The sequence below is a fragment of the Pelotalea chapellei genome (assembly GCF_018531195.1).
Taxonomy (GTDB): domain Bacteria; phylum Desulfobacterota; class Desulfuromonadia; order Geobacterales; family Pseudopelobacteraceae; genus Pelotalea; species Pelotalea chapellei.
In genome coordinates this window covers 322,716-338,112 of sequence record NZ_JAHDYS010000003.1, presented here as the reverse complement: position 1 = coordinate 338,112, position 15,397 = coordinate 322,716, and the positions used below count along the sequence as shown (strand labels likewise).

At 54.6% G+C, this 15,397-nt stretch carries 12 protein-coding genes and 1 pseudogene; 12 read left to right on the top strand and 1 reads right to left on the bottom strand.

Going from position 1 to position 15,397, the window contains the following annotated elements:
- Positions 1–268 (bottom strand): annotated as a pseudogene (locus tag KJB30_RS04940) (hypothetical protein); the annotation flags it as partial.
- On the opposite strand from KJB30_RS04940, the gene KJB30_RS18385 reads away from it, so the two are divergent.
- The 12 genes from KJB30_RS18385 to KJB30_RS04885 all read left to right on the top strand — a co-directional run bounded on the left by KJB30_RS18385 (position 236) and on the right by KJB30_RS04885 (position 15,234).
- The gene (locus tag KJB30_RS18385; protein WP_214296837.1) at positions 236–508 is read left to right on the top strand and encodes a type VI secretion system baseplate subunit TssF; all 273 of its coding nucleotides are present in this window, start codon (positions 236–238) and stop codon (positions 506–508) included. The pseudogene KJB30_RS04940 and the gene KJB30_RS18385 overlap by 33 nt on opposite strands.
- Positions 509–552: 44 nt before the next feature.
- A complete protein-coding gene (locus KJB30_RS04930) occupies positions 553–1,656 on the top strand; it encodes a lysozyme inhibitor LprI family protein (protein ID WP_214296817.1) in 1,104 nt (367 codons plus the stop codon).
- 107 nt (positions 1,657–1,763) lie between these two features.
- Entirely contained in the window at positions 1,764–2,762 is a 999-nt protein-coding gene (locus KJB30_RS04925; protein ID WP_214296816.1) for a lysozyme inhibitor LprI family protein, read from the top strand.
- Between the two features lie 61 nt (positions 2,763–2,823).
- Positions 2,824–3,231 (top strand): glycoside hydrolase family protein, encoded by a 408-nt coding sequence (locus tag KJB30_RS04920; RefSeq protein WP_437179723.1) that lies wholly within the window; start codon positions 2,824–2,826, stop codon positions 3,229–3,231.
- 95 nt (positions 3,232–3,326) lie between these two features.
- Complete coding sequence (locus KJB30_RS17965; RefSeq protein WP_246545513.1) at positions 3,327–3,539, top strand: hypothetical protein; 213 nt, start codon at positions 3,327–3,329, stop codon at positions 3,537–3,539.
- Positions 3,445–4,299: a helix-turn-helix domain-containing protein gene (locus tag KJB30_RS04915; RefSeq protein WP_246545499.1), complete on the top strand. Its 855-nt coding sequence runs from the start codon at positions 3,445–3,447 to the stop codon at positions 4,297–4,299. Before KJB30_RS17965 ends, KJB30_RS04915 begins: the two co-directional genes overlap by 95 nt.
- 78 nt (positions 4,300–4,377) lie before the next feature.
- Positions 4,378–4,914: a carboxypeptidase-like regulatory domain-containing protein gene (locus KJB30_RS04910; RefSeq protein ID WP_214296814.1), complete on the top strand. Its 537-nt coding sequence runs from the start codon at positions 4,378–4,380 to the stop codon at positions 4,912–4,914.
- 331 nt (positions 4,915–5,245) lie between these two features.
- Positions 5,246–5,719, top strand: coding sequence for an SH3 domain-containing protein (locus KJB30_RS04905; RefSeq protein WP_214296813.1), 474 nt, complete (start codon positions 5,246–5,248; stop codon positions 5,717–5,719).
- Positions 5,720–5,818: 99 nt separating this feature from the next.
- Positions 5,819–8,509, top strand: a complete 2,691-nt coding sequence (tssH, locus tag KJB30_RS04900; protein ID WP_214296812.1) for a type VI secretion system ATPase TssH — start codon at positions 5,819–5,821, stop codon at positions 8,507–8,509.
- Between the two features lie 123 nt (positions 8,510–8,632).
- The gene (locus KJB30_RS04895; protein WP_246545498.1) at positions 8,633–9,385 is read left to right on the top strand and encodes a VanW family protein; all 753 of its coding nucleotides are present in this window, start codon (positions 8,633–8,635) and stop codon (positions 9,383–9,385) included.
- Positions 9,382–10,044: an AMMECR1 domain-containing protein gene (locus KJB30_RS04890; protein WP_214296810.1), complete on the top strand. Its 663-nt coding sequence runs from the start codon at positions 9,382–9,384 to the stop codon at positions 10,042–10,044. Before KJB30_RS04895 ends, KJB30_RS04890 begins: the two co-directional genes overlap by 4 nt.
- Before the next feature lie 75 nt (positions 10,045–10,119).
- Positions 10,120–15,234: a carboxypeptidase regulatory-like domain-containing protein gene (locus tag KJB30_RS04885; RefSeq protein WP_214296809.1), complete on the top strand. Its 5,115-nt coding sequence runs from the start codon at positions 10,120–10,122 to the stop codon at positions 15,232–15,234.
- Positions 15,235–15,397: the final 163 nt, after the last annotated feature.

Sequence of the window (15,397 nt, the reverse complement as noted above, 5' to 3'; positions counted from 1 at the left end):
ATAGGTGATATCTTTGTGCGTATCCTGACAGCAATTTTAAATACATCTGCCGATCTTCGTCATCGAAAAAGACGGTGATGCGATTGTTGCCGCGCTGCGTTATATGATGCGGATAGCCAGCGGCTATGATGCGTGCAATTCTTGGCATGGCATTGATAATACGATCAAAATATGGATTAGCAACAGGAAATATGGGAAGTGTCCCTAGTTTTCCAAAGACTCGGCCAAACTCCACATAAATCAAATTGAGGGAATTGTTGATCTTCAAATAAAGCCATCGGACAGACTGTCCGAAAGAACGATGCTGCGTGGTTGGGGAATCAAAATTAAGCTGGAGAGGGAAACTTTCAGCTCTTTCGGGGAAATGTTTCTGTTCGGTGCGCTGCTGGATCGTTTCCTGAGGGGACTTGCCACCCAATCATGTTTTATAAGAGCTATTGTTGAGGATGTTCAGAGTGCAAAGGCATATGAATGGCCGGCAAAGATGGGAAAGAAGCCTTTGCTGTAATACGTTAAATCGAGGAAATTTATTAATAGGTCAAAGGGAAAAATATGAAAAAAATCTCTATAACTTTCGCATTGCTGCTTTTATCTGTGTCTCAGGTTTTCGCAGCCAGCTTCGACTGCGCTAAAGCAAAAACGACCATGGAGAAGACAGTTTGCTCTGATGCCAAGCTTTCAGCATTGGATGACGAGCTTGCAAAGGTGTATGCGGAAACTAGAAAAGAGCTGAGAAGCCGACCTAATAAGTTGAAGAAGTTGATTAAGGATCAGAGAGATTGGTTGAAATCGCTGAAAACGACGAAGGCAGAGTACCTTGGTGGCGATTATGAACGGCGTATAAAGGGGTTAAATCATTCTCTACATTTGGCCCGCGCCACTGCTCCCACTGCGATAGGACCATCAAAAGATACGGTAATGAGGCGGCTCACAGAACAGCTGACACAGTTAAAAGAACTAGTGAGCAAAGCCAAAGACGTTGAAATATCCGAAACACTTGAAAGTAACAAGCCTGAAGTATGTAACTACATCTGGAAGAATATTCAGGAGGCTACCGTACCCGAACCGACAGTAAATGCGAGTACCGTAGAAGAGAAAAAACAGATGTATATGCAATTGCGTGAAATGGCTTTTTACAATCAAAAGCATTTCGTTGACATGGGCAACACCCCCAAAGACCGGAACATGTATAACTCTTTATTCAGCTATAAGTGGAGCAAATATGACAGGTCATTTTCTGAATACGGCGAAAGAATGGACGCTACAAACTTGCTCTTCATTCAACCGGACTCAAGAACTGGGTTCAAACGGCCAATTTTTGTCACAATACTCCTGGATCTGGATGAAAAAGGTATTACCGTTGATCGTCAGGATCTAGCCCCGGACGGATTGCTTCAGGACGATGTATCAGGACTTGGAAATGGAGGTTATTCCTTTGAGTATTATGCCAACTACCTGACTAGTGAGGAACCTAATGTTAGTGGTCCTGAAAACTTATTAGGCCTGTTATCGCTGAACAAAGAAGTTATGTTTTGGACGGTTCATAAAAAGTCCCTTACGTTTAAAAAGAATTGGAAGGTAGTTATCCAACCTGTACGCAATCCGGTCGATGGTAAAGACATATCATGTTCTTTTGAATTTGATTCGGATAGTTAATAACTAAAGACGAGGAGACCTTAATATATGATGGCTCGCAAGGACGGGGAGAAGGATTTTGTCATAAAATGCTGGGCTGAACAAATGTATATGACAAATGAGATTATATGAGAAAAATTATAATGTTTGTTGCAGTGATGCTCTTATATGTTACCCAAGTTTTCGCCGTCAGCTTCGACTGTAAGAAAGCACATACCGAAACAGAAAAGACAATTTGCTATAATGGGAGTCTCTCGGTACTTGATGATGAGCTTGCAGTGCTTTACAAAAAATCGCTTGACTTGGTTTCGTATAAAGAGGAACTGAAGCAACAGCAGCGGGACTGGATTAAAAATGTACGTGATGCCTGCAAAGATGAAGATGATTGTCTGCAGTCGGAATACGAAGCCAGAATTGCAGCTTTCAATAGTACTGTAACGGCAGCGAGCTTTGTCAGGAAACCTGGATTACAAACAACCGAACGAGAAGCAATCATTTCTGCTGCAGAAAAAATGCAATTAGAAAAACCGTATTCAGAAGAAAAATTTACAAAGAAGGAACGCACAGACAGAAGTTTCTGCACCACCTTGTTGGATGATTTAAAAACTGGACAACGTGTTGAATTCATAGAACCAATTGTTACGACAGACGACTACAACAACCAAATCCTGCAAAGATACCTCACTAAATGCCCAAGGCTTAAACCGTCTAAATCAGTTTATTGGTTACCTCATGTATGGCGTTATCTTCAAGAGAATAAAATACCAAAGGACGAGTGGGAAGAATCAGGGACTGTAACTTTTGCAAGCTATGATTTTAGACTTTATCATGTGGCTTTTGATGGCAAAAAAAAGGATGAGGAATTTGTACTTTTCGAAGAGAGTACCGCTAAAATACTTGATTTAAAACAGTGCACAGTACTAGACGAAATTTCAGTAGGATCAGCCGCCATGATTGATTATAAAACCAAGAAATACACTGGAGCTAGAAATGGTGTTTTTAGATACAAAGGAAAATCATACATTTATGAACTTACAAATATATTAGACAATATAGGATTTTTACGTATTAATAAATATCATCAAGTCGGCTTATGCCGTTTTGAAATACCACAAAGAAGCAATTAGTTATGCCAACAAATAATCATAATTTATTTCCAAAAACATTACATGATGTTGTATTTGATTTATAGTTCATGGAGAAGGCTTTAAAGATAAAGTTTATTTAGACTCAGTTGGAGTACCAACCATAGGTTATGGCACTGCTCTGGTTGTGCACGGCGCTACATGGGTTGTGTTGGATAATGATAAAGTTCGTCTTGAAAACAGACTTAAAGAAGCGGGTATCCAATTGGATGCTGCCAAGTTTCAAAGCGACTATAACATGTTGCAAAAAATAGCCGATGCCCTAAATGATAAAAATATAGCTAAAGCCAAAAACATTTTTCACCTACATAAATTCAGCTTTTCTGTAACTGAAGAGCAGGCAAAGAAGCTCTGGGAGATAGGCATGGACCAAGATATCTTGCCACAGCACAAGACCAGGCTCGACAGCGAAAGCACCAAAAAAAAGAAAAAAAAGGGAAAAAAGCATTAGGGTCAGCCCTTGAAAAGGAAAAAAGCATTAGGGTCAGCCCTTGAAAATAGAAAATAAAGTTATATTCTCTTCATAAGATTTGAGGAGGCTGCGTTATGGCACGACCACTACGTATCGAATACGAGGGCGCTATTTATCATGTAACAGCGCGTGGTAACGAACGGAAGAAGATATTCTTCTCACAAAAGGATTACCATAAGTTTAAGGAATACATTGCGGAAGCAGAGGCTAAATTTGGTTTTTTTTCTGCACGCTTTTGTTCTCATGACAAATCATTACCATTTGGTTATCGAGACACCCGACGCTAATCTCGGCAAAATTATGCATTACCTTAACAGTTCTTACACCACATATATCAACATAAAGAGGAAACGAAGCGGCCATCTGTTCCAGGGTAGATATAAAGCCATCCTTGTCGATAAAGACAGTTATCTGCTTGAATTGAGCCGTTACCTGCATTTGAATCCTGTGCGCGCTAACATGGTTGAACGGCCTGAAGAGTATTCCCATAGCAGCTATTGCTCCTATATTTCCAATAGCAAGGATAAGATCGTCGTCACAGCGCTGCTGCTTGAGATGTTAAGCGCCGACACGAAAGCGGCTAAAGAGCGCTATAAGACTTATGTGGAAAGCGTTCAGGGTGAGGAACTGACAAGCCCTCTGGAAGAAGTTTACGGCGGAATAATGATCGGTAATGAATATTTCATCCGATCTGTGTTGTCCCGCTTGGCAGACAACCAATTGGAAAGAACGGAAGTATCCCATCGTAAGGGCTTACGAACAAATATCGGAACAGAAGAAATCATAGCAGCAGTCTGCAATCACTACGGAGTTGCGCTTGCAGAAATAGCTGGTGCCAGGCGTAGCCAACCCAGGAACATGCTAATTTATTTACTGAAAAAGCAATCCGGGGCCACAAATGCCGAGATAGGCGAAAAATTTGGTGGTATTAGTTATTCGGCGGTTGCCAAGATATCGAAGAACTTTTCAAAGCAGTTGATACGCGATAAAGCGTTGCAGAGGGAAATCAAGAAAATTCAGCAGCAATATTCTATTTTCAAGGGCTGACCCCTTTACTTTATTTTTACTTTATTTCTTGGCATGACATTGATAATACGATCAAAATATGGATTGGCAACAGGAAATATGGGAAGTGTCCCTAGTTTCTTAGTTTTCTCTGATCAACATCGGCGGCGCAGTCCTGCCACCGCCGGTGTTTGCATTCATCGGCAAGGTGGTGGATCAGCTGGGCACCCCGGTGGAGGGAGTCAGTGTGACCGTCACCCCCACCTCCCTGGGGGCTCGCCGGCCTATACGGCGGTATCTGATGCCAATGGCAACTACATGATTACCGGCATGGTCAGCGGCAACTACGAAGTGACCCTCGGCAAAGCGGGCAAGCTGATCAAGACACCCAGGCGGCTGGTGAGCTGCAACAACCAGAACCTGCAACTGGCCGATATCGTTGTCAGCACGGCCGACTTTGCTCCCAACAGCTACACCCTGCCTGACGCCCTTAAATCGCTGCGCCAGGTGGTGGGGCTGGAGAGCCCATCCAACTACGAGAAGTTGCGTTACGACGTGGCTCCCTTCTTGGGAGGATTCCCGGCGCCTGACGACACCATCGACATCCGCGACTCGCTCAACATCCTCAGGATGGTGGTGGGGTTGGATCCGCTCTAGCGGATAGTAGTTACATGCAATGGGCCATGTGAAGCCCCCGTCGTGCGAGGATGTGATGTTCGCACGGCGGGGGCTTTTTGTTTTGGTAAATGCGCGAGGGGAAATTAAAAAACTTACGTGCTTACGGTTGATGTAACGGTCACTGGCCCGTGGCAAGGGCAGGCAGCCCTTCGACACCAAAGGTTTGCAGGCTTTTATTGAGATTTACTTGATTGTCTTGATTCTGCATAAAATTTAAGTTATTAAATACTGTTTAATTAATAGATTGTATGGCAATGAAAATACAATATCAGGCCGTGGTGCCTTGAAACTTACTCAAAGGAGCGACACAATGACCACCGGATTCAGCAGCAGAACTCACTTACTACTACTAGCATGTTCGATATTGATGATATCCGCTTGCACCCTTAACAAAGGAACGATGACAAGTCAGGCTGATCAGATGGCTGGCTCTGCGATCGAGGCTGGAAAATCTGAAGCCCAGTCTGCTCTGGTTAATGAGGTTCAGGCAGTCGCACAGCCCAAGGTGGTTGAACCGGCTCGGGCTGTTGCTGAGGAGGCTCCCGAAGTTGTACAGCCCCCCAAGGCTGCTGTAACAAGGATCAATTCGACAGAGCGGCTGGTGAACATCAGAACTTCTCCTTCTGCGAAAGCCCGCAAGGTGGCTGTGCTTAAGTCGGGACATTCTCTTGAAGTTCTGGATGTAAAGGACGATTGGGTGAAAGTTCAGTGGCTAAAAGGTAAAACTGTCAAACAGGGGTGGGTGAAGAAGAGTTTTGTGGAAGGGTATGGGCTTCAAAATTGACTACCTGTTTAGCAATCAAATCACGAACAACAAGATTCCACTGTAAATATCTCGCGTGTTCATCCCACATAAATACCACCAATATAGATAGGAGTTTCCGTGCTTACCGCTGACCTCAAAGCCCTGCTCAACCGCCTCAATCCACACTGTACCCGCGCCCTGGAAGGGGCCGCCGGCGCCTGTGTCAGCCGGACCCATTACGAGGTTACGGTGGAGCACCTGCTTGCCCGTCTTCTGGATGAGCCGGACGGCGATATTCCCCGTACCCTCAAGGCATGGTCGATCGAGCCGGCTGCTGTCCGGGCGGAGGTGGAGCGGAGCTTTAGCGGGCTCCACACCGGTAATGCCGGCAAGCCGGTTTTTTCACCTGTGATGCTGGAGTGGCTGCAGGATGCCTGGTTGGTTTCTTCCCTCGATCTGGGGGATGATCAGATCCGTTCCGGAGCGCTGCTGCTGGCGCTTTTGACCCGTCCGCTGCAACTGGCCACCGGCCGCTATGTGGATCTGCTGCTGCCGATCGGGCGCGACGGGCTTAAGGCCCGTTTCGCCAGCTATACTGCCGGTTCTCCAGAGGCCGCATTCGGGTCGTCAGTTCCAACGGCCGACGGTGCCCCACTTGCGGGAAACAGCGCCCTGGCACGCTTCTGCACCGACTTCACCGCCAACGCCGCCGCCGGGGGGATCGACCCGGTCTTCGGACGCGACCGGGAGATATCCCAGATGATCGACATTCTAGCCCGGCGGCGCAAGAACAACCCGATCGTCGTCGGCGAGGCCGGAGTAGGCAAGACCGCCGTGGTGGAGGGGCTGGCCCTGCGCATCGTGCAGGGGGATGTGCCCGATATCCTGCGGGACGTCTCGATTGTCGGCCTCGATATGGGGCTTTTGCAGGCTGGCGCCGGGGTAAAGGGTGAATTCGAAAACCGACTCAAGTCGGTAATCAGCGAGATCAAGGCCTCGCCCAAACCGATCATCCTCTTCATCGACGAAGCCCACACCCTGATCGGCGCCGGTGCCCAAGCCGGGGGAGGGGATGCAGCCAACCTTCTCAAGCCGGCCTTGGCCCGGGGGGAACTGCGTACGGTGGCCGCCACTACCTGGTCGGAATACAAGAAGTACTTCGAGAAGGATGCCGCCCTGGCCCGGCGCTTTCAGCCGGTGAAGCTGGACGAGCCATCGGTGGAGACTGCAGTGCTGATCCTGCGCGGACTGAAGGAGACCTACGAGCAGGCCCATGGCGTGGTGGTGCGGGACGATGCCATCATGGCCGCGGCCGAGCTGTCCGGGCGCTACATCTCCGGCCGGCAGCTGCCGGACAAGGCGGTTGACCTGCTGGACACCAGTGCCGCACGGGTCAAGATCCTGCTGACCGCCAAGCCGTCAATCATCGAGGACCGCGAGCGCGCCATCCAAGCACTGGAGCGGGAGAAAACGGCCCTGGAACGGGACAGCCTGCACGGCGCGGCGGTCGATGCAGAGCGGATGCCGGGGATTGATCTGCGGCTGAATGAATTGCAGACGGAACTGGCCAAACTGACCGAGCGCTGGCAGCAGGAACAGGGACTGGCCCAGCGGCTGGTGGCGTTGCGCCGGGAGTTGGGCGAAATTGCCGGACAGGAAGGAACTGAAGGCAAGCGCACAGAGATCAAGCTAGAGATAGCAACGCTGACGGGAGACCTGAATAAAATCCAGGACGGTGCGCCGCTGGTGCGGATCGAGGTCGATCCGGACGTGGTTGCCAAAGTGGTGTCGGACTGGACCGGCATCCCCCTGGGCAAGGTGCTGCGCGACCAGGCCGGCAGCGTCATGCAACTGGAGAACGACCTGAAAAAACGGATCAAGGGGCAGGACGAAACGATCCGCATCATAGGCGAGACCGTGCGGGCCGCCAAGGCGGGCCTGAACGATCCTGACCGGCCCCAGGGCATCTTTCTGCTGGTGGGTCCATCGGGTGTCGGCAAGACCGAAACCGCCCTTGCGGTGGCCGACCTGCTCTTCGGCGGTGACCGTTTCCTGACCACCATCAACATGAGCGAATTTCAGGAGGCGCACACTGTCAGCCGCCTGATCGGCTCACCCCCCGGCTATGTCGGCTTTGGCGAAGGCGGCCTGCTGACCGAAGCGGTAAGGCGCCAGCCCTACTCGGTGGTACTGATGGACGAAGTGGAAAAGGCCCACCTGGACGTCGTCAATCTCTTCTATCAGGTTTTCGACAAGGGGAGCCTTTCCGACAGCGAAGGGCGGGACATCGACTTCAAGAACACGGTGCTGTTTCTTACCAGCAACCTGGCTTCGGAACAGATCAGCCAACTCTGCGCAGGCGGGGAGCGGCCCACCCCCGAAGCCCTGACCGAGGCGATCCGCCCTCTGCTCTCGCGCCATTTCAAACCGGCGCTCCTGGCACGCATGACGATTGTCCCCTTCTACCTGCTGGACTCATCCTTCATGAAGCAGATTGTCTCTCTCAGGCTGGAAAAACTGGCTGCCCGGCTGCTGGAAAGTCACAGGATGGTACTGACCTGCTCCGGCAAAGTAGTGGAATGCATTGCCGCACGCTGTACGGAGGTGGAAACCGGGGCCAGGAACATCGACCACATCATGCGCGGAACGGTCCTGCCCCAACTCTCTGAAAAGATCCTGACCCGCATGGGCACCGGCGACATGCCGGCCGAGGTACGGCTGGATGTGGCTAAAGGGGGCGAATTCATCATCGACTTCGGAGAAGTCATACCATCTGCCAAACCGCCCAAGAAGAGCGTAGCGCGCAGGACGAAATCAGACAGGAAGTAGGAATTATTCAGGCACCGTGATTGGCTGCGCATCTGATCACCACCTCCCTTTTGGACTGTACGGTTCATCGTCACAACTCCCGATCCACATCAGCTGCAACGGTCTTATATGAGGATGTATAAAATGAAGTCCAGACTCATCCTCGCTATTTTAGCGTTATCGCTCTTGGTAACAGCCGCCACTGCCGCCGCAGAAGGGTACACGCACCTCTGGGGCGGTTTCTCCACGCCGCTGGCGGGACGCTCGCCGCAACAGCGCCATAACGCAGCGCGGGCTGCGGCCGACCTGAACGGGATTATTGTCCCCCCCGGGGCGACCCTGAGTCTAAACGACATTCTCGGCGTGCGCCTTGCCGAAAAAGGGTACGAGATCGCGCCGATGGTCACCGACAAGGGAACGCTGGAAGATGTGACCGGGGGAGGAATCTGCCAGATAGCATCAACGATTTACAATGCTGCGCTGGATGCGGGGTTGCAGGTCGTGGAACGCCATCCTCACTCCCGCGTGGTGCATTATGTGCCGCCGGGGCGGGACGCGACCGTTGCCGGATGGCTCAAGGACCTGAAAGTGAGAAACCCGCATGAAGTGCCGCTGCAGCTCGGAATGGATGCGTCAAGCGAGCGGCTTACCGCTGCGTTTCGGGGAATACGTCCCAAAAACTTTCGGGTGGAACTGAAAACCGAGATAATCCCTCTGGAGCCGGAGACTGCTGTGGTTTCGTCGTCTAAGTGGGCAGTGTCTCCCCAGAAAGGGGGGAGCGGGTATTCGGCGCTTACCCGCCGCATCATCCGATCCGGAGACAGGGTGCAGGATGAAGTGCTTTCCCGCGACCGGTATCCCGCTCCCACGCGCCTTGTCGGGGGGGGCGGGCGATGACTTCTCTCCGCCCTTTCATTCTCTGCGTGGCGCTGCTCGTTTTGTGCGCTCCCCTTCCTCAGTCGTGCGCTTTCGGCGCTGAATCGGCAATCAGATCGACAGTTTCGGAATCGGTGATCAACTCCCCTTCAGGAAGGGAAACCGTCATCCGTTATGCAAAGGGGGTTTTCCTGGAAAGGCTCGGGTACGGGCCGAAGGTTGATCCCCCTGCCGCCATTGCCGCCTCACGTCGGAGCTGCTTCGTTACGTTTTTCATTGGGCGACGGGTGGTGGCCTGCTTCGGCGGATTTCAACCGCGAAAATCGACTCTCGCGGAAGAGATCGATGAAAACATTCGCCTGGCGCTTCTCCACGATGAGCGGGCAACCGGAATCGACCGCCGCACGGCGCTGGAAGCCCGTGTTCAGCTTACCTTTCCCGATACTCCCGAGCCGGTTTCCTCCCCGGAGCTCATCAGTCCGACCAGGGAAGGGCTTTTCGTGGAAAATGACCTCCGGGGGGTGGCCATCGTGCCGGGGGAGGCGAAGACCGCCGCGTGGGCGTATCGTTCCGCCATGAAGCGACTTGGCGAAAGCGATCCTCTGCGGGTTCGCCTGTACCGGTTTCGGGCCGCTGTCGTCACGTCGCGGGAAACCGGCGGCGTGTCTGGAAAAAGATAAACTTAGGTTTTTCGCCCTTGGCGGCAATGGGCGACACTATTATTGAATGATTTGAAATTACTTCTGGAGGTCCGAATGAAGTTGCTCCACAGACTCTCACTGGTTCTGATTATCCTGATTTCGCCTTTTTCATCCACTGCCTTTGCGGATGCAAAGCCGGTGGCGGCGACTATAACGGTCGTGAACGAGGAATCGAACATTCCCGTTTCCGGAGCTCTTCTGTCGATTGTGACGGGGAGCGGCAAGCCCAAGCAGGTCACGACGGATGGAACCGGCAAGGCGAGGCTGGAGCTTTCCCCCGCAACATATCAGTACACCGTGCGAAAGGAAGGTTTTGCGGTAAGGAAGGAATACCTGCTGCTTGAGGTAAAGCCGGTTGAGGTGACGGTTCCGCTGCAGCGCGAGGCGCAGGTTTCCGGGAGGGTGGTGACCACCTCCGGAAAGCCGGTGGCAGGGGTGACCGTGACGGTTTCCGGAGAGAGTTCGGCCAAAACCGGGAGCGACGGGCGCTTTCTCGTCAGGGGCGTGGAAGAAGGATGGCAGACCGCCACGATTGAAGATAAGGAATGGATCGCGCAGAGGTCAACTCCGTTTCAGGTCAAGCGGGGGGAACGCCGCGAACTGGCCGACCTGAAGATGCTGCACCCCGGGAGGCTTACAGTCCGGGTTGTCGGGATGCACGAGGGGCGCGAGCGGGCGATAACATGGGGATCGGCTTCGGTGTACGGCGCCGGTTACGATTCGAAGTTGCTGGGTAAAAACGGGATAACCTTCTTTTCACGGGTAGCCCCCGGCGAAGTCACAGTGGACGCCTCCGGCAGCGGTTTCGCGGGAAAAGAAGTCAAAGTGACGGTTGCCGAGGGGGAAGAAAAAAGTGTCACTGTTCCGGTGAAGGTCCATCCTCTGGAACTCTCTCTCTATGAGTTCGGCGAGGTCTATCTCCCGCAAAGCCGCGTCAAGTTCCGTCTGAAGGGGGTCTGGAATCCGGCTGCCCAGGTGAGGGTTTACTCGGTATCCAAGGACGACCTTGTTGCCGGACGCCTATCGCTCCAGCGGCCGGATGAGATTCCGCCCGCTTCTCTGCGGCAGGTAAAGAAGATGCCGGTCCGCCTGAATCCGCCCAGCAAGGGGAGCTCCCTTACCCGGGCGACGGTTACGCTCCCCCTTCTCCCCTCCGGTGCATACGTGGTGGAGGCGCAGGCGGGGAGCGCAAAGGTTCGATCCGCTTTTCAGGTTACACGACTTGGCTTGGTGGCAAAGGTTTCACCTACATCCATCCTTCTCTTTGCATCCGACCTCTCCACCGGAAAGGCCCTTTCCGGCGTCTCTGCGGCAGCTTTTCCGGCTGAAGGCACCGGTAAGGAATCGTTTCTCGGCGTCACCGGCGCCGACGGCCTCATCTCCATCCCCTTCGCCGCAGGAGAGCTTCGGGTGGTGGGGAGCAGCGGCGAAAATCTCGCGTTTCTGAATGTTGCCGCTGCAGACCTTAAAAAAAAGAACGAGCTCGCCGGGTTCCTCTATACCGAGCGCCCCGCCTATCGCCCCGGCCAGACGGTCTATTTTAAAGGAGTTCTTCGGAAGAGGGTCGGCGACGACTACGCCCTTCCCGGCGTTTCTTCCGTTCAGCTGAAAGTTACCGACAGCCACGAGCAGACGGTTCTTGAACGCGAGGTCCCCCTCACCAAAACCGGGGCATTAGCGGGAGAATTCCCCCTTGCCGCCGATGGCGCCCTCGGAGAATACACGGTCACGGTTCGATCCGGTGAAACGGAGTGGCGAACGACGTTCGACGTCCTCGAGTACCGCAAGCCGGAGTTCGAGGTAAAGGCCGCGCCGGCCCGCCCATACGTGCTAAGCGGCGATCCGGCTGAATTCACCCTCGTTGCCCGCACCTACACCGGCGGACCTGTGGCGGCAGCGCCGGTAAAGTACAGCGTGTACGCCCAGCAGAGCTACCGGTACGGCGAAGGCGAAGAGGAAGTCGACTATGCCGCCGACGGCTATGCCGATTTCATTCACGAGGGTGAAACGGTTACCGACGAAACCGGCAAGGCGGTTATTACCGTCCCAACTACCGAGGCTGAAACGGAAATGGTGTACCGGGTGGAGATGACGGTGACCGACGCGGCATCCCGCCAGATCACCGCCTCTGCCTCCATTCCGGTCGTACCGTCGCTGATCGCCCTCGACGTGCGGGCGGAGCAGTATGTGACATCTCCCGGCGTGACGATACCGGTGGCCTTCACCGCGAAGGACCGGGATGGGAAGCCGGTATCCACCACTCTGGTCGTCGGTGCGGCGGAAGAGCGATACGATGGTAAAACCGGCAAGCAGACGATCTTTCCGCTGGAACCTCGCAAGCTTACCACTGATAAATCCGGACGAGCCGTAGACAATTTCACCTTCCCCCGACCCGGTTTCTGGCGTCTGGCCGCTTTGACTGCAGACAGCAGAGGGCGGATTGCCACCGGCTTCGACACCATCTGGGTCTGGAAGCAGGGTCACTCCTGGCAGAGTGTCTGGCGGGAGCTGGAGATGGAATTCGACAAGAAAAGCTACCGAATCGGCGAGACCGCGAAGCTCCTCATCCGCACCCCGGCCACCGGCGGCACGTTGCTCCTCACCCTCGAAGGCCGCGATGTCTACCAGCGCCGGACGATCGCTCTCTCCGGCAGCGTCGAACTGGTGGAAATTCCGGTCACCAAAGACTTCGCCCCGCTTCTCTACGTATCGGCCGTTACTGTCCATGACCGGCGTTTTTACAGCCGCACCGCCTCCCTGAAGGTTCAGGACCAGCCCCACAGCCTGGCCGTAACGGTGGAGCCGGAGCGCCCCGTCTACGCGCCGGGCGATACGGTTAATCTTGCCCTCTCCACCATGGGTGCGGACGGGAAACCCCGCCCCGCCGAGCTCTCTGTAGGGGTCGTGGATGAGTCAATCTACGCCATTTCCGGAGAGAAGGACGTCGACATCCATCGCTTCTTCCGCGGGAGCCGCGAACACCTTGTCGAGACGTTCCATTCCTTTCCCCGCGTCTACCTCGGAGGAGCCTCCAAGGACAAAGCCATGGCGCCTGCCCCTGAAGCCGGGGGGAAAATAAAAATCAGGAAACTGTTCAAGGATACCTCCTTCTGGAATCCCGAGGTGGCTACCGATAGCGATGGGAAGGGGAATGTCTCATTCCGCCTCCCCGACAACCTCACCACCTGGTGCGCAACAGCCATCGCCCATACCGGGGAGAGCGCCTTCGGCACCGGGCGTGGAAAGTTCATCAGCCGACTCGATGTCATGGCGCGGCTGGCCCCGCCCCGCTTCTTCATTCAGGGTGACGAGCTGTCGGTTCCCGGCCTGGTGACCAATATGACCGGCGAAGAACGGCCTGTGAAAGGGCGGTTTGCCGCCACCGGACTCACCCTTCTCGCCCCGGCCGATTTCGCGCAAGCCGTCCCCGCCGGAGCCACTGCGCGTCACGACCTGCCGGTGCGGGCGGAATCCCCGGGAGAGGCGATGCTGCGTCTTACCGCCGATGCCGGAGACCGAGGCGACGCCCTGGAGCTGACGGTGCCGGTGTTTCAGAAGGGCATCGACCGTAAAATTGCGGGGAACATGGTAGTGAAGGAAACCTCCGCCACGACCTCCGTCGACCTTCCTGCCGATGCCCTTCCCGGAAGCGCGACCCTCGACATAACCTTCGCTCCCACCCTTCTTGCCAGCCTCGGCGAAAGTATTCGGGAACTGGTGGAATTCCCCTACGGCTGCGTGGAGCAGACCATGTCCCGATTCCTCCCGGCGGTCTATGTGAGAGGGCTTGCGACAACGGGGCGGGCCGAACTCCCTCCCGATCTGGCGACCAAGCTCCCCGAAGTTGTGGACAGCGGCCTGCGCCGCCTTTACGACTTCCAGCACGAAGACGGCGGCTGGGGGTGGTGGAAGGAAGACTCCACCAGCCCGGCCATGACCGCCTATGTGATTTACGGCCTCTCACTCGCCCGGAAAGCCGGCGTTCCGATTAGAACGGAGGCGATGGAGAAAGGTGTTGCCGCGCTACGCAAGATAATCGTCGAAGCGGGGGGCGATCTCACTCCCTATGCCTACCGCGCCCTTACCCTTGCCGGTGCCCGCGAGCGCTCAGTGGAAGAGATGATCGACCGTGAGTGGGATCGCATCGCCCCGCCCCAGCGCATCTTCTACATCGAAGCGCTCCTCAACCTCGGCGAGGGGGAAAAGGCACAGCGACTCCTGGCCGAGCTTAAGAGGAGCGTGGTACGGGAAGGGACCGCCGCCCGTGTAAAGGTCGACGATGAAGTCTCACGGTACTCCGAACCATGGGCCGGTTCGGCTGTTGAGGCCACTGCCGCCCTCCTGGAAAACATGGTCCGCATAAGTCCGGCCGATCCCCTGGCGCCTTCCCTGGCCGAATACCTGGTCCGCAAACGGGTCGGCCGCTGGTGGGGAAATACCCGCGCCACCGCTCTTGTCATCAAGTCGCTGGCCGATTTCTCCGGCGAGAGCGGGAGCTATGACGGCAGGCTTCTGCTCAACGACCGCGAGATCGAACGCTTCAGCGTTCGCAACGGCAAGCTTGCCGAGGGGCGCAGCCGCATTGCTCTCCCCATGGCCGATCTAATTGCCGGGACAAATCGGTTGAAGTTCGAGCGGAACAATGCCTCTGGAGCGGCATTCGTCGCAGGCGTCCTCTCGCACCGGTTGCCGCTGGAACGGGCGGCAGGCGCCCTCGGCCTGACCGTAACCCGCACGGCCTCACGCCTCGCCACCCGGAAGGAGGGAGAAAGCTGGATGGTGGACCGCCTCCCGCTGAAGGGGGAAGCTCTCCGGACCGGTGACGAGGTGGAGGTGGAATTGACGGTAGCCAATCGCGAATCTCTCGATTATGTCATCATCGAAGATCCCCTCCCAGCCGGATTCGAAGTGCGGGAAACCTCTGACGACGGCCGTTTCGCCGGTGACGATTACGACGGCTGGTCGACCCACCGCGAGCGCCATGACGAAAAGATGGCCTTCTTCATCACCTCACTCCCTCCGGGTGAGCACCGTTTCCGCTACCTGGTCAAGCCGGAACTCGCCGGCAAAATGGTAGCCCTCCCCGCCGCCGTCTGGCCGATGTACCGCCCCGAACTGCGCGGGGAAAGCGCGGCATGGCATGTGACGGTGGAGAGTGGGAAGCGGTGAGCGGTTTCGTATACGTTTTTCTCGGTGTAGTTCTCTTTCTTTCACCTACATCTGCGGCTCATGCTTCCCTTTCCTCAATCAACTTGAGCCGCCTGCTTCCAGGCAAGGATGTACATCAAAGTAGTCTTATCTGAATCGCACTCTGAGAGTAATTAGAATAGGT

What these genes read in the sequence shown, in the direction of transcription:
- KJB30_RS04930 (WP_214296817.1), top strand. Translation starts at nt 553, where the DNA reads ATGAAAAAAATCTCTATAACTTTCGCATTGCTGCTTTTATCTGTGTCT.
- KJB30_RS04925 (WP_214296816.1), top strand. Translation starts at nt 1,764, where the DNA reads ATGAGAAAAATTATAATGTTTGTTGCAGTGATGCTCTTATATGTTACC.
- KJB30_RS17965 (WP_246545513.1), top strand. Translation starts at nt 3,327, where the DNA reads ATGGCACGACCACTACGTATCGAATACGAGGGCGCTATTTATCATGTA.
- KJB30_RS04910 (WP_214296814.1), top strand. Translation starts at nt 4,378, where the DNA reads ATGGGAAGTGTCCCTAGTTTCTTAGTTTTCTCTGATCAACATCGGCGG.
- KJB30_RS04905 (WP_214296813.1), top strand. Translation starts at nt 5,246, where the DNA reads ATGACCACCGGATTCAGCAGCAGAACTCACTTACTACTACTAGCATGT.
- KJB30_RS04895 (WP_246545498.1), top strand. Translation starts at nt 8,633, where the DNA reads ATGAAGTCCAGACTCATCCTCGCTATTTTAGCGTTATCGCTCTTGGTA.
- KJB30_RS04890 (WP_214296810.1), top strand. Translation starts at nt 9,382, where the DNA reads ATGACTTCTCTCCGCCCTTTCATTCTCTGCGTGGCGCTGCTCGTTTTG.
- KJB30_RS04885 (WP_214296809.1), top strand. Translation starts at nt 10,120, where the DNA reads ATGAAGTTGCTCCACAGACTCTCACTGGTTCTGATTATCCTGATTTCG.